At 46.7% G+C, this 20,497-nt stretch carries 20 protein-coding genes and 1 riboswitch; of the genes, 7 read left to right on the top strand and 13 right to left on the bottom strand.

Annotated features, from left to right (window positions below):
- Positions 1-65: 65 nt before the first annotated feature.
- The 5 genes from KNP88_RS08450 to KNP88_RS08430 all read right to left on the bottom strand — a co-directional run bounded on the left by KNP88_RS08450 (position 66) and on the right by KNP88_RS08430 (position 5,319).
- A complete protein-coding gene (locus tag KNP88_RS08450) occupies positions 66-1,013 on the bottom strand; it encodes an ATP-grasp domain-containing protein (RefSeq protein ID WP_214893242.1) in 948 nt (315 codons plus the stop codon).
- On the bottom strand, positions 1,010-2,068 hold the full coding sequence (locus KNP88_RS08445; protein ID WP_214893240.1) for an LLM class flavin-dependent oxidoreductase: 1,059 nt from the start codon (positions 2,066-2,068) through the stop codon (positions 1,010-1,012). Before KNP88_RS08445 ends, KNP88_RS08450 begins: the two co-directional genes overlap by 4 nt.
- 72 nt (positions 2,069-2,140) lie before the next feature.
- Positions 2,141-2,245: riboswitch (SAM riboswitch) on the bottom strand.
- Between the two features lie 191 nt (positions 2,246-2,436).
- Entirely contained in the window at positions 2,437-3,111 is a 675-nt protein-coding gene (locus KNP88_RS08440) for a DUF975 family protein (protein WP_214893238.1), read from the bottom strand.
- A 67-nt stretch (positions 3,112-3,178) separates the two neighbouring features.
- Positions 3,179-4,447 (bottom strand): DUF2325 domain-containing protein, encoded by a 1,269-nt coding sequence (locus KNP88_RS08435; protein WP_214893236.1) that lies wholly within the window; start codon positions 4,445-4,447, stop codon positions 3,179-3,181.
- Positions 4,448-4,539: 92 nt separating this feature from the next.
- A complete protein-coding gene (locus KNP88_RS08430; RefSeq protein ID WP_214893234.1) occupies positions 4,540-5,319 on the bottom strand; it encodes a DUF817 domain-containing protein in 780 nt (259 codons plus the stop codon).
- Between the two features lie 158 nt (positions 5,320-5,477).
- On the opposite strand from KNP88_RS08430, the gene KNP88_RS08425 reads away from it, so the two are divergent.
- The 5 genes from KNP88_RS08425 to KNP88_RS08405 all read left to right on the top strand — a co-directional run bounded on the left by KNP88_RS08425 (position 5,478) and on the right by KNP88_RS08405 (position 10,330).
- Positions 5,478-6,146, top strand: coding sequence for a YczE/YyaS/YitT family protein (locus KNP88_RS08425; protein ID WP_214808467.1), 669 nt, complete (start codon positions 5,478-5,480; stop codon positions 6,144-6,146).
- Positions 6,147-6,302: 156 nt separating this feature from the next.
- Positions 6,303-6,752 carry a MarR family winged helix-turn-helix transcriptional regulator gene (locus KNP88_RS08420; RefSeq protein WP_251137173.1) on the top strand — a complete coding sequence of 150 codons (450 nt, stop codon included), beginning with the start codon at positions 6,303-6,305 and terminating at the stop codon, positions 6,750-6,752.
- Positions 6,753-7,180: 428 nt separating this feature from the next.
- A complete protein-coding gene (locus KNP88_RS08415) occupies positions 7,181-7,816 on the top strand; it encodes a nitroreductase family protein (protein ID WP_214893230.1) in 636 nt (211 codons plus the stop codon).
- A 53-nt stretch (positions 7,817-7,869) separates the two neighbouring features.
- On the top strand, positions 7,870-8,505 hold the full coding sequence (locus tag KNP88_RS08410) for a nitroreductase family protein (RefSeq protein ID WP_214805337.1): 636 nt from the start codon (positions 7,870-7,872) through the stop codon (positions 8,503-8,505).
- 502 nt (positions 8,506-9,007) lie between these two features.
- A complete protein-coding gene (locus KNP88_RS08405; protein WP_214893228.1) occupies positions 9,008-10,330 on the top strand; it encodes an NAD(P)/FAD-dependent oxidoreductase in 1,323 nt (440 codons plus the stop codon).
- Positions 10,331-10,364: 34 nt separating this feature from the next.
- Here KNP88_RS08405 and KNP88_RS08400 read toward each other — a convergent pair whose 3' ends face one another.
- The 5 genes from KNP88_RS08400 to KNP88_RS08380 all read right to left on the bottom strand — a co-directional run bounded on the left by KNP88_RS08400 (position 10,365) and on the right by KNP88_RS08380 (position 15,508).
- Positions 10,365-11,810, bottom strand: a complete 1,446-nt coding sequence (locus KNP88_RS08400; RefSeq protein ID WP_214770247.1) for a DEAD/DEAH box helicase — start codon at positions 11,808-11,810, stop codon at positions 10,365-10,367.
- A gap of 123 nt (positions 11,811-11,933) precedes the next feature.
- Positions 11,934-13,007: a dual-specificity RNA methyltransferase RlmN gene (rlmN, locus tag KNP88_RS08395; protein WP_088838241.1), complete on the bottom strand. Its 1,074-nt coding sequence runs from the start codon at positions 13,005-13,007 to the stop codon at positions 11,934-11,936.
- A 207-nt stretch (positions 13,008-13,214) separates the two neighbouring features.
- Entirely contained in the window at positions 13,215-13,955 is a 741-nt protein-coding gene (locus KNP88_RS08390; protein ID WP_251137172.1) for an ABC transporter permease subunit, read from the bottom strand.
- Entirely contained in the window at positions 13,952-14,833 is an 882-nt protein-coding gene (locus tag KNP88_RS08385) for an ABC transporter ATP-binding protein (RefSeq protein ID WP_214893226.1), read from the bottom strand. Before KNP88_RS08385 ends, KNP88_RS08390 begins: the two co-directional genes overlap by 4 nt.
- Positions 14,834-14,875: 42 nt before the next feature.
- A complete protein-coding gene (locus KNP88_RS08380) occupies positions 14,876-15,508 on the bottom strand; it encodes a methyltransferase (protein ID WP_214893224.1) in 633 nt (210 codons plus the stop codon).
- An 84-nt stretch (positions 15,509-15,592) separates the two neighbouring features.
- On the opposite strand from KNP88_RS08380, the gene KNP88_RS08375 reads away from it, so the two are divergent.
- Entirely contained in the window at positions 15,593-15,922 is a 330-nt protein-coding gene (locus tag KNP88_RS08375; RefSeq protein WP_214893222.1) for a heme oxygenase, read from the top strand.
- A gap of 161 nt (positions 15,923-16,083) precedes the next feature.
- Positions 16,084-16,830, top strand: a complete 747-nt coding sequence (locus tag KNP88_RS08370) for a uracil-DNA glycosylase family protein (RefSeq protein ID WP_214805343.1) — start codon at positions 16,084-16,086, stop codon at positions 16,828-16,830.
- 54 nt (positions 16,831-16,884) lie between these two features.
- Here the strand turns inward: KNP88_RS08370 and KNP88_RS08365 are convergent, their stop codons facing one another.
- The 3 genes from KNP88_RS08365 to celB form a co-directional block, all read right to left on the bottom strand.
- Positions 16,885-17,613 (bottom strand): GntR family transcriptional regulator, encoded by a 729-nt coding sequence (locus tag KNP88_RS08365; RefSeq protein WP_088838246.1) that lies wholly within the window; start codon positions 17,611-17,613, stop codon positions 16,885-16,887.
- An 82-nt stretch (positions 17,614-17,695) separates the two neighbouring features.
- Positions 17,696-19,117, bottom strand: a complete 1,422-nt coding sequence (locus KNP88_RS08360) for a glycoside hydrolase family 1 protein (RefSeq protein ID WP_214893220.1) — start codon at positions 19,115-19,117, stop codon at positions 17,696-17,698.
- A gap of 30 nt (positions 19,118-19,147) precedes the next feature.
- Positions 19,148-20,485, bottom strand: coding sequence for a PTS cellobiose transporter subunit IIC (celB, locus tag KNP88_RS08355; protein WP_088838248.1), 1,338 nt, complete (start codon positions 20,483-20,485; stop codon positions 19,148-19,150).
- Between the last annotated feature and the right edge of the window lie 12 nt (positions 20,486-20,497).

Here is a 20,497-nt window from a genome sequence, read left to right as displayed (position 1 = left end):
GTCGTTCTAACGCTCGACTACGGCACAATCAGGGTATTTTTCTTACTTCAAGTGGATTTTGATGTTCACTTCACGGTTTGACGTTCTAACACATGACCGAGGAATTTGGCGAGTTCCAGCATCCCAAACTTCCCAGCTGCCGCTTCAGCGTCCGAATTGTAATTCGTATTCGTGTTGACGTCATACGTATAAATCGTCCCGTCCGCATCCTTGATGAACTCAATCCCGGCGACCGCAATTTTATTTTCCTGCAAGAACGCTTCATACTGAGCGATGATTGGGTCATCGAACCCATCGACAACTTGGAATTTCATCGGTGTCTCTGCCGCCTCTTCCCCAACCGGGCAGAACAAATCATCGATGACACAAGCATCCGCGGGGCAGAGCTCGAATCCTTCCGACGTATCGACACGGACCGCATAGACGAACTTACCACCAACGAATTCACAACGCGTAATATACGGTTCAGGTGCTTGAATGTACTCTTGAATCAACGTGATGCCGTCGACCGGCTCATCGAATGTCGGTCCGTCAAGATACGTCTCGAGTGCTTCAATCGAGTGGAACAATTGAACGCCGAGTCCTTTACCGGCACGATTGTGTTTCGTGATGAACGACGACACTCCGATGTTTTGAGCGGCTTGGACGATTTGATCACGTCCGACGGCTGCCGTCGTTTTCGGAACACGGATACCTGCTTTGCGTAAGGCGGTGTATTGGTTGATCTTACTGACCTCGAGTCGTAACGCACGGGTTCCGTTGAAAACGGTCCGATCATGTTCTTCGAGCCAAGCGAGGACCCCTTCCGTCAATTCTGGTGCATACCGGTGTCCGCGTGTATGGGACGAGGCACTCATCCGGCTGTAAAAAACGCCTTCCGGTGGTGTTTCGTCGAGCGGGACGACCCCTTCGTTGAGGTGCCACTGTTCATACGGTAAGTTGAGTTCCTCGAGTCGCTTGATTAAATGATCCGTCCATTCCTGATTTTCGTGTAAAATATGAATTTTCGTCATTTTAGTTGACCTACCTTTCGTTTCGCTTCGACGCGTGGCATGACCTCGCGGGCAAAGCGTTCCATTTCTTCGAGTTGCGGAGAAAATTGGAGCAAGAGCAACGTCACCCCGACCGCTTCAAATTCAAGAATCCGTTCTGCGATTTGATCCGGCGTCCCAATCAGATTCGGACGCAGTCCACGGTTTGAGACGGAGTAATCATTTCGTTTGACCTGTTGTTCGAGTTGCGATTTACTGACGAAGTCGTCATATCCGGCATATCCGGCACCATCTTCTTTGACGTTCGTAATCCGGCGCCATTCTTCGAGCGCTGCTTCTTCCGTCTCGCGACAGATGATATAGGCTGCCAGTCCGAAACTCGCAAGCGGCTGCTTCCCGGTCGCCGCGCGGCGGATTTTCATATCCGTAATTTTCGTCGCGACTTCATCAACCGTTCCCCCATGCATGACATAGGCATCACAGTGATTGACGATCGTCTGTTTCCCCGTCTCACTCTCACCACCAGCGTAGAGCTTGATTCCGGGACGCTGAACGGGTTTCGGGTGAAGCTCTGCCCGTTCCAGCTGATAGTAGTCTCCGTCAAAACTGTAGGGTGATGCGTCCGCCCATAATCCTTTCATGACCGTCACGAATTCTTCCGTCCGGGCATATCGTTCGTCATGGGCTGTAAATATCCCATTGTATTGACGGGCTTCTTCCTCCCACCAGGCCGAAACGACGTTGAGCGTAAAACGTCCGTTACTCAACTGATCGAGGTTCGCCGCCATTTTCGCTGTCGTCGCCGGATTATGAAAACCGGGCCGGACGGCTGTCATGATTTCCAAACGTTCCGTTGTCGCCGCAATCGCCGCTGCCGTCGTCCACGCCTCAAGACTCGGTTCGGCTATTCCTTTAATGTCGTTTAAATTCAATTCTGCAATCAATGTCGTAGAAAAGCCAATCCGTTCTGCCGTCTGTGCGACTTGTTTCGCATAATCGAATGTCGCTGGCATTTGTTCATCCTCGACGTTTCGTAACCAACCTCCGAAGATTGGTAACCAAAATCCGTATTCCATCCCCTTTGCCCCCTTTTTGCATAAAAAATCGCTCTTTTCGTTTAGAAAAGAGCGACGAATGTCTACTGTCGGCTCTTATCTTCAAAGGAATAAATTCCTCTTGGAAGTAGCACCTTCCGCTCATGCGGGGTTGCTGAAGTGTCGTCGGGCCAGTCCCTCGACTTCTCGTGATAAGAATAATTGAAATTAGCGTACATCTTTTAGCAGAGTAAAGCAACCTTTAAACCTTCTTTTCCTATCGGAATTAAAAAAACATTTGGAAAATCACTCTGTTTCTTGATACTTCTTTGTCTAGAAGCTAAAAACAGGGATTGCGCATCGGTTTAAGATGGCAATCCCTGTTTTGTATGGTGCTGTTCAAAATCAATTCATTCTGGTGATACGAACGGTGAGTCATTGTGATTTGCATCCATCATGGCTGTCCGGTGACCAGTCGTCGAAACTTCTTCCCCACGCACGCGATCATAGAACTTCGCGATTGTGACGCTGAAGTACGGGCCAATCCAGAGGAAACCGATTCCGAGCGTAATGATTCCGAGCAAGAACCAACCGATGAACGAAAGGACGAGGAAAAACGCCTCTTTTTTGTGTCCATCCATCATTTGGCGTGAACGCGTAATGGCATCAAGGATGCCAATCGATGGTTCGTCCCGAATGATGTAATACGTCAACATGTAAGAGAATGACTTAATGATTCCTGGAATGATGAAAAGTAAGAACCATAGCCCTAAGAAAAAGGTTTGGACGATTGACACTCCAATGGCTTTCAAGAACATTTTGTACGGCTCAAACAAATCTGCGACTTTCGTCTGCTCGTCTCGGGCAACGGATAGGGCGAGCCATGACCATCCCATTGCAACCGGTAAGGTCAACACCGTCAAGAGCATACCAATCAGGTCGATAAATTGGAAATCCTCTTCGGGTGAGGACGCAAATCCGTTCGGAACGCCTTGAATGATTAAGAACAACAACATCATTAATGCCATGAAGCCCCATCGTCCCTGCAACGACTCGCGCGCTGCTAATTTTAATTGTTTTGACATCGAAAGATCCTCCTCAAAAATAAGTGCTACCTTTCTTTACGGTTTATTTTTGAGGAGGTTTCACTTTTTAACGCTTGTCTTTTAGTAAACGTTGGACCATTGCTTTCTCAAGTTGTTGCTGGCACGCCGTATACAAAGAGCGTCGTCCATCGAGTCGTTCAATCGCAAACGGAATATCGTGCTTTTTTGCTTGCACGAGAACATGTGCCGCTGCTGCGTGGGAGACGCGACTTTTGATGACGACGATCGCATCTGTCTTTTTCGCGAGACAGGCAATTTTTTTCGCAGCTTGGGCGTCACCGCCAAGATGGATTAATTCAATCCCTGTCTCCGCAAAGAAGTCGCGGTAGACGGCGCGCTGTTGCTCATTACCGACGATGACGAGACGCATGCCGTCGTAGGAAGCAAAATCGAGTGCCGTTTTATCGACGAATTCGATTGGTTGACCGGGTAATGTCGTCGTATCGAGACGTTCGAGTTGCTGGACTTTCTTTTCCCGGAGGCGCCGCTCTTTTTTGACTTTCTTCGCCTTCGGTTTCCGTTGCATCATCTTGTCGTAGCGTCCTGTTTTCGTCTGTTTGTTTGCAGGTGACGCAGTGACGGACTCGGGCGAACCACTCGATACGTCGCGTGCCGGTAATTCCGTCATGGTCGGTACTTCGTAATGAAATGCGTGTTTCCAGACAATCGTCAATGTCTCCGGATGACCTTTCCACATGACGAGGTCGACGAGTTGACCTGCTTTCAGTTGGAAGAACCGCATGTCTTCGAGTGGTGTCGTGTAATAGAACGGTTTTCCCGTCTCCTCTTGCAGTGGACCGTCAATCGTCGCTTCGATGATGCCATGGTTCTTGACGATACACTTTTCAAAAACGATTCGCTCTGCAAGTGGTTTTACTTGATCCGTCGCGACGACGGCTAAGATTTCAAGCGACGTCCGGCGCTCATCTTGATGTAGGACTTGGACACGGACTTCCATCCCATGCTCCAGGTTCCAGTCACGGATTTCTTTTTCTGAGACATGACTGTTTGGCCATTCCCGTAACGAGCCACCCTTTAATTGCCGTTCAAACGTATAGGAATACCGTTGTTCGACAGTCCGTTCAACTTCTTCCTTCCGTTCCTGAATCATTTTGATCGGGAGGCTAGATGGTGTTTCCGGACGTTCTACTAGTTTCGTCGTTGTTTGACGTGGCGCGTAGTACTGCGACAGCTGGACCCATTCATCGATTCCGTTGATTTCTTCAAGTAACAAACCCCAGTCGTCTGCTGTCTCGACGATGTTCAGTTTGCTTGTAACTAACTCCTTCGCTCGTTCGATTACGTGATGCATCATGTTAAAAACCCCTTTGCTATTTTTTCCAACTATAGCAAGGTCATGATGCTTCACCCGCGCAAAAAAACAACCTGGTATTTTTTTGTTATGGGTTACGATTTAACTTCGACTGCGGAGTCGTCACTTCGGTATTTTTCGACGACGACAATCAAGACGGTAATGATGACGAGTAAGAACCAAGACGATAATTTGCCAAAATCGACAAGTGCCCACCCCTCTTGCTGATGCGGATAGACCCAGCCCTTAAAAAAGGTGACGATGTTTTCCGCCAGCCAAATGAACCAGGCAATTAGTAAAAATGATAAGACAAGCGGGAGACGGTAAACCGTATCCTCTAGTCGGAAGTAGACCCACGATTTAAAGAAGACGACGATGACGAGTCCCATCAAGAACCACCGTAAATCGAGCATCCAGTGGTGCGTAAAAAAGTTTAAGTAAATCAAACTCCCGACAGCAAGTGCGAGGGTCGGACGTGGAAAGGACGTAAACCGAAGATCAAGTCGCCGAAATGCCTGACAGATGTAACTCGCGACACTGGCATACATGAAGCCCGCATAGAGCGGAACACCCAGCACCTTCGAAAATGCGTCTTCCGGATAACTCCATGAACCGACGTGGACTTTAAACAGCTCAAGTCCTAATCCAATGACGTGAAAAATAAGAATCAGCTTGAACTCTTCTTTCGTTTCATAACGGGTCACGAGTAAGGCGACTTGGACGAACAGACACCACAGTAACAGGATGTCATAACGGGCAATCGGTTCACTCGGCAAATAACGTGATAAGGCGAGTGCAGCAAAGATGGCGACTGGAAAGACACAACAGAGTGCTTCAAGATATGTAAAACGGATGAGATGGCGGATCAATCGCATCGACGTCCCTCCTCTTCTTTCTTTAAGTATACGAGACGTTCGCCGTACCTCCCTCCTTCTCAAGTTGGACATTCGACAATTTGTTGCTTCTGCTTTAGTCCACGAACGTGATACAGTTAACGAATACGTATCTTATTGAATCGAGGTGACACGCAACGATGTTCAAACGTTTCCATACGTCCTGGTTGCTGCGCGCAACGTTGAAGTGGTTCTTATTTTTAAGCGGTCTCTTTTTACTCGCCGTCGGTTCCTCCATCATGATCACCGCTAACCTCGGTGTCTCGACGTGGGATGTCCTGCATCTCGGTCTTCAAAACAAAACACCTTTGTCAGTCGGGACGGTCATTCTTCTCGTCGGTCTGCTGCTCGTCCTCGTCAAATACTTACTCGACCGGATTCGACCGCAAGTCGGGACACTCGTCAATGCAATTTTCGTCGGTGTCTTCATGAACCTCGTACTTGGTTCTCATTTGCTTCCATCGTTCTCAGCTGTCTGGCTAAACGCCTTATGGCTCATCTTCGGTATTTTCATCATCGGCATGGGGGCAGGGCTATACGTCGCCGTCGGATACGGCGCCGGTCCACGTGACGGATTGACCTTGACGTTAGCGGATCGTTTCGGAACCTCAATCCGGATGATGCGGACAATCATGGAGATAACGGCATGTGGTCTTGGTTGGTTACTCGGTGGCCCCGTCTTTTTCGGGACCATCCTCTCAATCTTTTTGATTGGACCGTTTCTTCAATTTTGGTTAGTCTATTTCCGGCGGATGATTGCCGCAATCGATGCTGGGGTCGTTCGACCGAACGAACAAAAAATCAGCTGAGCCGCCTGACTCGATATCGTTTCGAAAGAAATGGTATCTTTTTTTCGTGGATGAAGCAGATTAGTTGCACCTAGAAAAAATACACGTTATATTCGTTTACATATCAATCTTTGATACGTCAAAGGTTTCTTGGAACGAAGGGAAGGATGTGATGATTTGAGTATTTCTTGTACGGAAAAAGGACGCCTCATTTATGCACTCGTCTCGGTCAATAAGACGATCGCGCAAAAATTTGATTTATGTACAGATGGCTTCAGTCAGACTCGGATGGACTTACTAGCCCAACTCGAGGTCGGAAAGACGATTAGTCAAAAAGAATTGCAACAACGCGTCAATGTCGACAACGCTGCCGTGACGCGACATTTAAAACATCTCGAAACGAACGGAATGATTCAACGTGTCCGTTCTGAGAGCGATAACCGTGTCATCCTCGTCTCATTAACTGCAGAGGGTGCCACACGTATCACACAATTGCGCCAGCAAAAAGATGACTTCTTGGAAAGGCTGTTAACCGGCTTTACTGAAGAAGAACAAGATCAACTCGCACAAATGATTCAGCGTATTGAAGATAACGCGTTAACATTACCTAAAACTACTGCACGTTGAACTACCTCCACCTACGCTTCGCTAAGAGGTGGAGGATTCCTGAGTTATTCGACCTAACGGCCGAAAATTTATCAGGCTAACCCCGTCGTCCCGACGGTTGAACGTTAATCTTGCCCGTTTCTTTTGCGCGGATGCCTACTCTGCTTGGTTTTCGCTACTTCGGTCATCCGCAAGGTGGACGTTGAAGATTTTACGTGACAGACGAACTTCCTGTCACAACCCTATATCTTCAGTTTCCAAAGAACGTGACATTTTAATTATTCCTGATTTTAATTGTCTTCAAACTAAGAGCGTCGGACAATTTACGTGTCGGAAGACACGCCTTGTCCGAAGACGATTCATCCCCCACTTGGACTAGGGCTTCACCCTGAACGTTTAGAAGTGGGCGTATTCTCGTCTATTTTTGATAAAAAAAGGAGAGCTTACTCATGACAACACAAACATCTACTGACTTTATGGAAATCGTAAAAGGCCGTCGTTCAATCCGCAACTACGACACGGACGTAAAAATCTCAAAAGAAGAAATGACACAAATTCTTGAAGAAGCAACACTCGCACCGTCTTCCGTCAACATGCAACCATGGCGTTTCCTCGTTATCGACAGCGAAGAAGGAAAAGCGACACTCGCTCCACTCGCGAAGTTCAACCAAGTCCAAGTCGAGACATCATCTGCTGTCATCGCGGTCTTCGGTGACATGAATGCGATCGATCAACTTGAAAACATTTACGATACAGCTGTCGCACAAGGACTTATGCCGCAAGAAGTCCGCGACCGTCAAGTTCCGGCAATCAAAGGTATGTATGAAAACGTTCCTGCTAGCGCACTTAAAGACAGCATCTTGATCGATTCAGGTCTTGTTTCCATGCAATTGATGCTCGTCGCTCGTGCACACGGTTACGATACGAATCCGATCGGTGGATACGAAAAAGATCAAATCGCTGAAGCTTTCGGCATGGATAAAAATCGTTATGTACCAGTCATGCTCCTTTCAATCGGGAAAGCCGTTGACGCAGGATATCCATCAGTCCGTCTTCCAATCAACGATATCGCAGACTGGAAATAAGTTCGATTCGCTTCATCAAAAAATAGAGAACACAACAAGGGAGATTGAATACTATGACAACACAAACAACTACTGACTTTATGGAAATCGTAAAAGGCCGTCGCTCAATCCGCAACTACGACACGGATGTAAAAATCTCAAAAGAAGAAATGACACAAATTCTTGAAGAAGCAACACTCGCACCATCTTCCGTCAACATGCAACCATGGCGTTTCCTCGTCATCGACAGCGAAGAAGGAAAAGCGACACTCGCTCCACTCGCGAAGTTCAACCAAGTCCAAGTCGAGACATCATCTGCTGTCATCGCTGTGTTCGGCGACATGAATGCGGTCGATAGCATCGATACAATCTACGACATGGCTGTTGAAAAAGGGCTTATGCCGCAAGAAGTCCGCGATCGCCAAGTTCCGGCAATCAAAGGATTCTACCGCCCAGAAGATACAGACACACTTCGTGACAGCATCTTGATCGACTCCGGTCTTGTTTCGATGCAATTGATGCTCGTCGCCCGTGCACATGGTTACGATACGAACCCAATCGGTGGTTACGAAAAAGACCAAATCGCGGAAGCATTCGGTATGGATAAAGACCGTTACCTCCCTGTCATGCTCCTTTCAATCGGGAAAGCCGTTGACGCAGGATATCCATCAGTCCGTCTTCCAATCAACGACATCACAGATTGGAAGTAAGCAATCCGCACGATGAAGAGAGCACCTCGTTTTAACGGGGTGCTCCGACTGTAGACAAACTAGATGGAAGGTCACGTAAATGTGATTTTCCATCTTTTTTTGCTCTTTCCTTCCTAATCGTCTTCCTGTGGCAAACATCGCGCCGCTTCGCTTCCCTGTCCCGTCTTCAAAGAGCGGCTGTACGACTTGTCTTTTCCTACGCTATTGCCTAAAAAGCGTCGTTTTCGTTGACTCCTACGGGGAAAAGTGCGTTTTTAACGCGCTGTCAGAGGCAGGCAAGACCCTGCTCATTGTCCGTGAGGACCAAGGAGCAACGGCTTGTGCCTCGCCCGAGGAAAGCAACGAAAAAAGACGCTTGATCTCCCGATAGCACGTTGTCTACAGCCTGGAGCATCCCGTTTTACGGGGTACTTTTTTTGCTGCATTTCCTGTCCCTCCTTTGCATTTAAATTCAGTTCGGCTCAATCCTTTTGTATACTGAACGAAAAAGGAGCGGATGCAGGTGTATGACGTAACGATCATCGGCGCAGGTGTCGCCGGAATTTTTCTGGCACACGAACTCGTACAGGACGGACAATCCGTCTTAGTGATTGACGCCGGAAAACCGTTAGCCGAAAGAACCGTGACAGACGCTTACCTCGGCTTTGGCGGACTCGGTAAATCAGAAGGAAAATACAATTATTCAACAGAGTTCGGGGGCGAACTCGAACAAAAGTTAGGTCCGGAAACGACACTTCGCTTAATGCAACAAGTCGATGCCGTCCTGTGTCAGTACGGAGCACTGGAGGTCCCTTTGTATTCCACTCATAATGCGTCATTTGCGGCGCGTGCTGAAGACGCTGGTTTACATACAATCGAGACGTCCGTCCGTCATCTCGGAACTTCACTTACGAAACAGGTGCTCGCCCGACTGGAGGACATGTTGATGCAGACGGTCACGTTCCGCTTTTCGACGCAAGTCGAACAGATACAGAAACAAGCGGATACTACATTCACACTCAAAACAGCGTCAGAGACGTTCTCGAGCCGACGAGTCGTGCTTGCGACCGGACGTTCCGGAACGGACTGGATGCGCCAGCAGCTAAAGCAGCTCGGTCTGGTGCAAACGAAAACACGACTCGACCTCGGGATTCGGATTGAAATGGATGAAGCGCCTTTTCGGACTGTATTACAGGACACGTTCGAAACGAAGCTGGCATACGCATCTGACGCTGGAACGGCCGTCACCTACTGCATGAATCCGACCGGTCGGATCATCCGCAAATATCAAGAAGGTCTCGTCATGCCGGACGGACAAAATTTCCGCGAACAGACGACGGGGACGGCAAATTTAAACTTCACGTTGTTTTTACCACGCTATTTCGATACGTTGACCGCAGCGAATCAATTTGCGACTTCAGTCATCGGACAAATCAACCAGGGGTCGGACCGGATTGTCGTCCAACGTCTCGGTGACTTGCTTGCCGGTGTAGCTTCTACAGCAACCGGAATCGCTCACAATCAAGTCGTCCCGACGCTCGAAGCAACACCAGGAAACCTGCTCGACGAGGTCCCGGACACAGATCTCACCGTGTTACTCGGATTTTTCGAGCGGCTCGAACGTTTGCTCGAAACTCCGCTCTCCCCTGATACATTGCTTTACGGAATGGACGGGAAGTTTTACGCTCCGGTCCTCGCGACCTCCCGCGACTTCGAAACAGACATCACGGGACTGTATGCAATCGGGGATTGTTCCGGCGCGACCCATTCGCTTTCGCAAGCAGCGGCGAGCGGTCTCCACCTCGGACAAGTCTTACAGCAAAAAACAGCCGTTTCGGGAGAGTAAAGCTCTCTCAAAACGGCTGTTTTTCATTCAGTTCTTATTTTTTAAATGCTTCATATACTTTCAGTTGTTTCCCTTTGACCTTCGTCGTCTTCATCGCGCGTAAGACGAGTGGCCCTTTACCGTTCAGAATCTCGACATACGTTACCGTATCTTGAATCGTGATGATCCCGATATCCTGAGCAGTCATCCCTTCGATTTTCGCAATCGTTCCGACAAAATCAACGGCCCGAAGTTTCTTTTTCTTCCCGCCATTGAAATAGAGCTTCATGATGTCAGCGTTCAGTTGTTGTGTTTTTGATGTGCGGACATCCGTCGTCGTGATTTTCTCTTCGAACGCATCTGCCGTCCGAATCAATTCACGTTCCGTCGGTGCTTGACGTTTTTCGATTGCTTCGCCACGGTACTGTTCGACTTCACGAAGACGGCGCATATCCGCTTCCGTCACGAGGCTGATTGCTTTCCCCATTGCGCCCGCACGCCCTGTCCGACCCGTCCGGTGCACATAACTTTCTTTTTCGACCGGCATGTCGTACTGGATGACGTGGGTGATATTTTCGATGTCAATTCCACGTGCTGCGACGTCTGTCGCGACCAAGTAACGGAATTCGCCTGCACGGAATGCCTTCATGACCGCAAGGCGCTCGTCCTGTTCCATCCCGCCGTGAATTTTCTCGACCGGATACTCCATCGCCGTCAGTCCTTGGGCGACGAAATCGACATGTTCTTTCGTCCGGCAGAAAATCATACAACGGTCCGGATTTTCGACGACCGTGACGTCTTTCAGGATTGCGAATTTCGTCTTATCGGTTACAGAAATATAACTGTGATCGATTTGAGCGATTTCGGTTGCATTTGTCGTGATTTCGACTTCTTTCGGCGACTGCATGTAACGTTCGCTCAGCTTGTGGATGTCTTGCGGGAACGTCGCTGAGAACAACATCGTCGTCCGTTGTGTCGGCAGTTGTTTTAAAATCGTATCGACTTGCTCGAGGAAGCCCATGTTCAGCATCTCATCCGCTTCATCCAGGACAAGGTATTTGACCTTTTCAAGCGAAAGTGTCCCTCGCTCGAGGTGATCGAGCACACGACCTGGTGTTCCGACGACGATATGGGTCTTCTGTTTTAATTCCGTGACCTGACCACGGAACGGCTGTTTTCCGAAAACGGCTGTCGCTTTAATCCGCTTGTAACGCCCGATGTTCATCACGTCTTCCGTGACTTGCAGCGCCAGTTCACGCGTCGGTGTCAAAATTAGCGCTTGTGGTTTATTTTCTTCCCACTCGACGAGTTCACAGAGTGGAATGCCGAACGATGCCGTTTTCCCGCTTCCTGTGCGTGATTTGACGATGATATCTTTTTCAGACAAGGCGACCGGAATGACGGCTTGTTGGACATCCGTCGGCGTATGGTAACCAAGTTGTTCAATCGCTTCTAAAATTGGTGAACTGAGTTGAAAATCAGTGAATGGTTTTTTTGGCATGTGAATCCCTCATTTATTATATAGTTTCGAATTGACCGTACATCTCATGACCTCTCATTATGCGCTACTTTCCGCAGGACGTCAAAAGAGCTTCCCGTCAGAGTGACAGGAAGCTCCACTTGCTTATTTTGCTGCGACTTTATCTTTTTTGATTTGTTTACTGCGTAACTGTCCACATGCTGCGTCGATGTCTGTCCCGTGCTCGAGACGAACACCACAGTTGAGACCGTTCTTTTTCAACGTATCGTAGAATGTCGAGATATCTTCTGACGTACTCCGTTGATATTGACCATGCTCATCAACCGGGTTGTACGGAATCAAGTTGACATACGTCAAGTGACGTTTGTCTTCGAATAATTTCGCAAGTTCGATTGCTTGTGCTTTTTGGTCATTGACTCCACGAAGTAAGATGTACTCGATCGTAATTTTACGATTCGTCGTCTTCACGTAATAATCGATGGCAGGCATCAATTTTTCAAGTGGAATCGCACGGTTGATTTTCATGATTTGTGTGCGCAACTCGTTGTTTGGTGCGTGCAATGAAATCGCCAAGTTCACTTGAAGTTTTAAATCTGCGAATTTGTAGATTTTATCAGCAAGACCACTTGTCGAAACAGTGATGTGACGTGCACCGATCGCAAGACCGTTGTGATCTTTGATGACGTTCAAGAAGTCGACCATGTTGTCGAAGTTATCAAACGGCTCACCGATACCCATGACGACGACGTGGCTGACACGTTCTTCTTTACCGACAGCATCGAGGTGATGTTGGACGTTCATGATTTGTTCGACGATTTCACCAGCTGACAAATCGCGGCTCTTCTTAATCAATCCACTCGCGCAGAAGCTGCAGCCGATGTTACAACCGACTTGTGTCGTCACACAGACAGAGAGTCCGTATTTGTGACGCATGAGGACTGTTTCAATCAAACTGCCGTCATACAACTTGAAGAGGAACTTGATTGTTCCGTCTGCTGATTCTTGTTTAACTGATTCTGTCATCGAGCCAATCGCAAAACTCTGATCTAACAACTCAAGGCAATCCTTGTTGACATTCGTCATTTCAGCGAAAGTAGTGACACGTTTACGATAAAGCCAATCCCAAACCTGCTTCGCACGGAACGGCTTGTGACCTTGATGCGATAACCAGTCTGTCATCTGCTCAATTGTTAATCCATAAATGGATGGTTTATTCATTAGTGAGACCTCATTTCTTTTTCCAGAACTATAACATTCCTTTATCTTAGTAAAAATCGGGCACTTACGCAACGTTCAAATCCTAAATGTTCACTTTCTGTAGATTTCGAAAGGCTGTTTCGCTTTGTTTTGTCAAAAAAATGCCTCAAATCGATAAATTCCGTTTTCGAAAACTGATAAAAGCAAAACTACTGAACATCAGACAGATTAGCACAAGTAGAAGGATGTGCAACAGTAAATGTTCTGTCCCCGCCGCAATCGTCCCGTATCAAACAAACTGAAGATCGATCCATAACGCATCCAGTCCGTTTTTTCACTTAAGCCCGCTCCAATCGTCAAGACAATCGAGAAGACGAGGACACCGGCAGCGACGGAAAAGGCACGACGCTCATCGTCAAAGAGTGTCGCGATAAACAACGTGAAACCAGCAACCGCATACAGCAAAAATAAGGCATTGACTTGCAGTCGCAATAAAGTCATACCATCAATCGAGATACCAGACATCGTCCAGTCCGCCATCAGTAAAACGAGCCCATTCAATAGAATGAGACAGGTACTCGCAATCAGCATGACGATGAGCGCTGCTGCCGTATATTGAATCCGCGTGATCGGGGCTGCGATATATAAAATCAATTCGCCATTGTCGATCGGACGGGCAAGTAACCGTGCCGCGAGGGACAACATATAAAACGTCGCAATAACTTGAAAAATCAAGCCGTAATAATTGCCGGCTAAGAGATCGAGCAAATTATTGAACGTCACCTTGTCATATTGGAATGCCTGTAACAATTCTTTTGGGAGAGCTTCGAGTTTTGCCTCGAGCAGACCGGTCTTCATCATCGATGGATACAAGGCGGCGAGCAACAATAAGTACAAACTGGTACCAAGTGAATAGGCAACGATCGGTTTGACGTTCTGCTTGAGTAAAGACCAGACGACCACGCTCATGATTCGTCACCCTCCCCGTAATAGTGCAAAAAGACATGCTCCAAATCATCAGCCGTCGTCTGAATCGAGCGAATATCGTACGCAGTCAGAAGACGGAGAACTTGATTCAGTGTCAATTGGTCACTTGTCAAAAAGGAGACACGTTGTTGTTTTTGCGTCGCCCCAACTTGAATCGCAAATTGTTCCGCCTGTGCAGCAAGACCGAATTCGACCGTATACTGTTTCCGGCTCGACCGGATCAGTTCATGGATATCGGATTCAACGATGATTCGTCCGTCTTTTATCAACGCTGCCCGGTCGCACGACTTCTCCATCTCCGGGAAGTGGTGCGAACTCATCAAGATTGCTTTTCCGAGGCGACGTTCTTCCTCTAACCACGTCAGAAATCGTTCCTGCATCAATGGATCAAGTCCGCTCGTCGGCTCATCAAGGAGATAGACCGGTGCGTCCTTCATGAAACATCCGACGAGTGCGAGTTTTTGTTTTGTACCTTTAGACATCTTCCGCACCTTCGTTTTCGGATCGAACGGAAAGCGCTCAAGTAAATCCGCTTGACGCTTCCGGTCCCCACCATGCAATTGTTGCATCAACTGTAAGATGTGGTCTCCCGTAAAGTCTCCCGGCAAACTGATTTCTCCCGGCAGATAACCGACGAGTCGTTTCACTTCTTTTGTTTCAACCCAGCAATCAAATCCACCAATCGTCGCATGACCGGAGTCAGCAGCAATCAAGCCCATCAATTGACGAAGTGCCGTTGATTTCCCTGCCCCATTCGGACCAATGAAACCAAAGACCATTCCCGGCTCGACAGAAAAACTGACATCGAATATTCCTTTACCCGACGCGAACGCTTTCGTGACATGTTCGAGATGAATCACTTCAACCGCCTCATTTCTTTTTTAGGAAATGGCTACAGTTAGTTATACCCGTTCTGTCATCGTGTCGGACGTAGCGAATCGATAAATCACAAACCGTTCATCATGATTTTTTTCGAATAAATCGCGTAACCGGACTTCCTCGATTTGTTCGAACGCCGTCTGGTTCTCTAAAAAATACCGGTATTCATCTGCCGGATAATAAAGAATCAAATCGATGGTCCGTGGCGCCTGCTCGACCGACTGTAAGATGTGGTTGACGACCTTGATAAAAATTTGAACGGAAAAAGGGTTAAAAAAATAAAACTTTGTCGCTTCTACCGGAATCGGATAACTTTCTGCATAGACATGTTCAAATTGAAGACTCCCGCGCCGTTTTTTAACTTTTTTTAAGTAATTCATCTGATTCGTCAGTGCATCCTCATAAAACTGACCGTTCATCTCGATTCCGATGACGGAACAGTCAAACCGATCGTGGAGATAAAAGTTCAAGCGTCCCTTCCCGCACCCAAAATCAATCACCGTATCCTCAGAATGAAACGGATAGACCGCGCATAGCTCATCCAGGGCTGCATATGGGGTCGGTTCATAACGGTTATAGTGACTGAAGGCATTGTAGAGGTGCTGGACATCAATCGTTTTAATGTGGAGCCGCGTTTCATATTCTTGTTCATTCATAGTTCAACTTCCTTCTTTCAAGCATTGTTTTCTCCATCGTACTATACTAAAGAGGTACGTAATTCGATAAAAGGGGATGTTTTTATGATCGTCGTAACGAACCGGATTAAAGTCAAAAAAGGGATGGCTGCTGCACTAGCACCTCGCTTCACACGCCCGAGTGGTCTCGACTCGATGGACGGATTCATTCGTGTCGAAGTTCTCTTAACGCAAAATATCGAAGAACATGACGAAATGAACGTCAACATGTACTGGGAAGACATGAAGCACTTCGAAGCATGGCGGAACAGTGATGACTTCAAGGAATCGCATAAGCGTCCTGCGCAGCAAGAAGGCGAGGCACAGGAGTCACCGATGCTCGGCAGTGAAATCGTCACCTATGAAGTCGCTTCTGTAAAAGAAAGTACACGTTAATCGATACGACTTAAATCCCCGAATCCTTAAATCGATTCGGGGATTTAATTTTTCAAACGTTATTTTGCAATTAACCTCTCACAATATTTAACAAGGGTTAAATTGTATATTGTTCCATTTATTGTTATTATATGTCCAATACTAGAGAGAGAGGACATATTATGATTGATTCCTTAACGATTTTTGAACAAGTCATTCGAGATTTGCCTGTCGACCGGTCGTTGACACGAGAAGATATTTGTACAGAAGATTTTTTATTGCAAACGGAACATGAGTTATCGGTCTATTATTCCCCAATCGGTGACTACATCAATCCTTTCGCAAAAGTCATTATCGTCGGAATTACGCCAGGACTTGAACAGATGCGAATCGCGTTCGAAGAGATGGCCGATGCCTTACACCATGGCGTTTCGTTAGAGGAAGCGGCAAAAAACGCCAATTATTCAGCTAGCTTTTCCGGTGTGATGCGTCGAAATCTCGTAACGATGCTGGACGAACTTGATTTTGCGACAATGCTGTCGATTCCGACGACCGCTACTTTATTTAATGAACACCAGGAATTACTCCATGCGACCTCCATCTTAAAACATCCTGTTTTCTATCGCGGGAAAAACTACAGTGGTCATCAACCGAAGATAGATCGTATCCCTTTACTCCGACACTATGCGTATGAACACTTCGCAGCAGAATTGAATCAATTAAATGAACCTGCCCTGATTATTCCGCTCGGCCGAATCGTTGAGGCGACGGTCCGGACCTTACTTCATCAAGGACGGATTCGAAAACATTTTCTTTTATCGGGTTTTCCTCATCCCTCTGGTGCCAATGGCCATCGTAAACGTCAATTCGAAGACAACCGTTCCTACCTCAACCAACAATTGATTCACTACTTCACGCGTTCGGATTAAATCAAAAAAAGAGTCCCTGTCGTACCAGCTTCGCGCTGAGACGTCAGGGACTTCTTATCGGCCGATATGCACAGATGTGAACACGAATTTGTCATACCGGTGCCGCGAAAATGAATATTCAAATGGTTTTCCGTTCCCTAAAAAAACGACTTGTTCCACTTCGATGACAGGATCGGTTTCGAGATTTCCAAGATATTTTTGATCCCATTCATTCGGTTTATCTGCACGGATCATTTTGTGCGAGCTCGTAATCGTATAACCAAGTTCTTCTTGAATATAGCGGTAAATCGATTGATCGAGAATCGCCTTCGTTAAACCTGTAATCAAGGAGGAAGGCATGAATGTATGCTCAATCACGTAAGCCTCTCCTTCGACGTAGCGGACACGTCTAATTTCATAGACCGGATCCGTTTGCTCAATCATCAAATGCCGTGCGACTTCCTTCTCCGGAAAGCGCACCTCAAATTGAAGTACTTCGCTTTTAACAGCCCGTTCCCCAAGCAATTTGGTCAATCCTTGCGATTCTTTGTTCAGAACGTTAATACGTCCTTGTGAAAAATTCGATGGTAAAATAAACGTCCCTTGTCCCCGTTGTCGGTAAATAATTCCTTCTAAGACGAGAATCTCAAGTGCTCTCTTCATCGTCATCCGGCTGACTTCGAATTCTTCTGCTAAGTTGATTTCGTCCGGCATCGCCTGATCGACATCATATCCCCCATTTAGGATTCGTTTGCGAAGTTCATCAGCAATTTTCTCATATTTCGGTTGTTTCTTTATAGACATGACTTCACCCCATGTATAGACATATAAAAATAATATAACAAAAAAAGATGATCAGGACTAGACATCCTAATCATCTTTTCAATTATTTCGTAAATCCTTGCTCTTCAATCAATTGTTTGAACCAATGGCCGCTTTTCTTGACCGTTCGTTTTTGGGTCGCGAGATCGAGTCCGACAAAACCGTAACGGTTTTTATAGGCATTGCTCCAAGACCAGTTATCCATGAACGTCCATAAGTGATAACCTTTGACGTTTGATCCTTCCTCCAGCGCACGATGCATCCATTGCAAGTGAGAGGCGATGAAATCGATGCGATAATCGTCCTGAACACTGCCGTCCTCGTCCCGGTAACGTTCCTCCCCTTCTACACCCATTCCATTTTCAGAAACAAAACACTTGATGTTCCCGTAATTCTCTCGCAGGTTCGTCAAAATATCGTAAATTCCCTTTTCGTAGATTTCCCAGCCACGATATGGATTCATTTTTCTTCCCGGCATCTCGTAATAATCGAACAGATGCTCCGGCATGAAAGGTGCATCTGGATGCGGAAGGTGCTCTTTTACTTTGATGCGTCGTGGTTGATAGTAATTAATTCCGAGTAAATCAACGGTATTTTTCGCGATAAGTTCCAGGTCACCTTGAACGACCTCGGGCAAAGCACCTTGTTGTTCCAATAAATCGACCAATTCGGCCGGGAACGTTCCGAGTACGGAAGGATCCAAGAAAGAACGATTGAACAATACGTCGGCTACTTGGGCCGCTTTCACATCCCCAGCATTTTGGCTTCGAGGATAAGATGGCGTTAAATTCAAGATGATGCCAATTTCACCCGTCTGCTCTGTTTCTTTATAGGCCTGTATTGCAAGTGCACTCGATAAAATCGAATGATAGGCCACTTGAACGGCACGCTTGAAATCAACAACGTTCGGGTAGTGGAAGTCGTATAAATAGCCACCTTCTACCGGGACGATTGGCTCATTATGCGTAAACCATTTACTGACACGATCTCCGAATAGTGAAAAGCACGTTTTAGCATATTCTGTATAGGCGGTGACGACGGCACGACTTTCCCAGCCACCGATGTTTTGCAGTGCAAGCGGCATATCAAAGTGATATAGATTTACGAACGGTTCGATGTCCGCTGCAATCAATTCGTCAATCACACGATTATAGAAATCAATGGCAATCGGATTCATTTTCCCCTGCCCCTCAGGAAAAAGACGTGACCAGGAAATCGATATTCGAAACGAGTTGTGTCCGAGTTCTTTCATCAACGCAATATCTTCTTCATAACGATAATAAAAATCAGAGGCTACCGTTGCACTTACACCATCGAAAAAGCGATTCGGTTCTTGTTCGTACCAATGATCCCAAATGTTCGGTCCTTTTCCCCCCTCAAATGCTGCACCTTCCGTTTGTGTCGCTGAAGCTGCTGTTCCCCACCAAAAATCTGCAGGGAACGTATACTTTTGCTCTTTTGCCGTCGTAACTTCCGTTTGATTCATCTCATCCACGTCCTATCTCTATTTTTGAATTCAACCTACATGTTGATTTTCATCTCCGGCAACATTCGCTTCTTCTCGTTCTTTTTTCATATTCAAGCGGTCAATGAAGACTAGGAAAGGGAACCACACTGCCATGATAATGGCGAAGTTGACGAGTTGTAACAATCCGCCCGCCAGTGAATTCGTTGCCATCATGCCACTGATAAACATCGGCACCGTCCAAGGCACAGCAACTCCTGTTGGCGGCGGAACGATTCCTGTCGACATCGCAAAATAAGTAACGGTTACGGTAATCAACGGTGCAAAAATCCAGGGAATCATGATGAGAGGGTTCATGACGATCGGTAATCCGAAAATGATTGGTTCATTGACGTTAAAGATTCCGGGTCCGATTGATAACTTACCGATTTGCTTCAACTGTTTTGAGCGCATGAAGAGGAGGATTGCGACGACGACAGCCAGTGTCGAACCGGAACCACCAATTCCAACTGTATAAATTTCAATGAACTGTTTACTGATGATATTCGGGAGTTCTCCATTCGCCGTATAGGCGTTTAAGTTTTCAAGTGACAGAGTGTTCCAGATCGGATCCATGACCGAATTGACGATAACTTGACCATGCAGGCCGAAGAACCAAAACAATTGAACAAAAAAGATGGCGATTAATGTCGGAACTAAACCGTTCCCAAGATTCACGAGTGGTTTTTGAACTAAATTAAAGATTAAATCGTGGAGATTCGTGTCTAAAAGCGAGGTGATAGCGATGTTAATGCCAAGGAAAATGGAAAGTGTCAAAAGTGCAGGCACAAGAGCTGAAAATGATTTAGCCACAGCAGTCGGCACGCCAGCCGGCATTTTAATCGTCCAGTTTTTTTGAACGACAAATCGATAAATTTCTCCTGCTAAGAACCCTGTCATCATTGCAAGGAACATGCCTTTTGCACCGAGACGGTCAAGTGGAATGACATTACCGACAGGATCAGCAACATTTTCGACTGCTACAAAAAAAGGTGTTAAAAGTAAAAAAGAAACAAGGGCGATTACACCACCAAAAACAGCTTCTACATCATAGCTTTTCGAGAGATAATATCCGATACCGAAGACGACGAATAGTGACATGATTCCCATCGTCGCCGAAGGGGCGTTTCCTAATGAAGTTTTAAAAGCATCCAATACTCCAGGCGACATAAATTTATCTAAGAATGGTAAATTCGCAATAACAACGATTAATGAACCGAACATCGTAATCGGAAAAGCGAGCATGAACGCGTCACGTAACGTCTGAAGATAGCGGCTATTGTTTAAATATGCCGCAATCGGCATCAGGAAACGACTCAACAAATCGAACCACTTACTATTACCAGCCATTTCAATCCCTCC

Source organism: Exiguobacterium sp. H66 (assembly GCF_018618705.1).
Classification (GTDB): Bacteria; Bacillota; Bacilli; order Exiguobacteriales; family Exiguobacteriaceae; genus Exiguobacterium_A; species Exiguobacterium_A oxidotolerans.
The sequence above is the reverse complement of the archived record's forward strand: the minus strand, read 5'-3'. Positions and strand labels throughout refer to the sequence as shown.

Bases quoted from the DNA above. Each gene is read 5' to 3' on its own strand.
- KNP88_RS08410 (WP_214805337.1), top strand. From the start codon at position 7,870: ATGACAACACAAACAACTACTGACTTTATGGAAATCGTAAAAGGCCGT.
- KNP88_RS08445 (WP_214893240.1), bottom strand. From the start codon at position 2,068: ATGGAATACGGATTTTGGTTACCAATCTTCGGAGGTTGGTTACGAAAC.
- KNP88_RS08370 (WP_214805343.1), top strand. From the start codon at position 16,084: ATGATTGATTCCTTAACGATTTTTGAACAAGTCATTCGAGATTTGCCT.
- KNP88_RS08440 (WP_214893238.1), bottom strand. From the start codon at position 3,111: ATGTCAAAACAATTAAAATTAGCAGCGCGCGAGTCGTTGCAGGGACGA.
- KNP88_RS08380 (WP_214893224.1), bottom strand. From the start codon at position 15,508: ATGAATGAACAAGAATATGAAACGCGGCTCCACATTAAAACGATTGAT.
- rlmN (WP_088838241.1), bottom strand. From the start codon at position 13,007: ATGAATAAACCATCCATTTATGGATTAACAATTGAGCAGATGACAGAC.
- KNP88_RS08390 (WP_251137172.1), bottom strand. From the start codon at position 13,955: ATGAGCGTGGTCGTCTGGTCTTTACTCAAGCAGAACGTCAAACCGATC.
- KNP88_RS08360 (WP_214893220.1), bottom strand. From the start codon at position 19,117: ATGAATCAAACGGAAGTTACGACGGCAAAAGAGCAAAAGTATACGTTC.
- KNP88_RS08435 (WP_214893236.1), bottom strand. From the start codon at position 4,447: ATGATGCATCACGTAATCGAACGAGCGAAGGAGTTAGTTACAAGCAAA.
- KNP88_RS08375 (WP_214893222.1), top strand. From the start codon at position 15,593: ATGATCGTCGTAACGAACCGGATTAAAGTCAAAAAAGGGATGGCTGCT.
- KNP88_RS08450 (WP_214893242.1), bottom strand. From the start codon at position 1,013: ATGACGAAAATTCATATTTTACACGAAAATCAGGAATGGACGGATCAT.
- celB (WP_088838248.1), bottom strand. From the start codon at position 20,485: ATGGCTGGTAATAGTAAGTGGTTCGATTTGTTGAGTCGTTTCCTGATG.
- KNP88_RS08365 (WP_088838246.1), bottom strand. From the start codon at position 17,613: ATGTCTATAAAGAAACAACCGAAATATGAGAAAATTGCTGATGAACTT.
- KNP88_RS08400 (WP_214770247.1), bottom strand. From the start codon at position 11,810: ATGCCAAAAAAACCATTCACTGATTTTCAACTCAGTTCACCAATTTTA.
- KNP88_RS08425 (WP_214808467.1), top strand. From the start codon at position 5,478: ATGTTCAAACGTTTCCATACGTCCTGGTTGCTGCGCGCAACGTTGAAG.
- KNP88_RS08430 (WP_214893234.1), bottom strand. From the start codon at position 5,319: ATGCGATTGATCCGCCATCTCATCCGTTTTACATATCTTGAAGCACTC.
- KNP88_RS08415 (WP_214893230.1), top strand. From the start codon at position 7,181: ATGACAACACAAACATCTACTGACTTTATGGAAATCGTAAAAGGCCGT.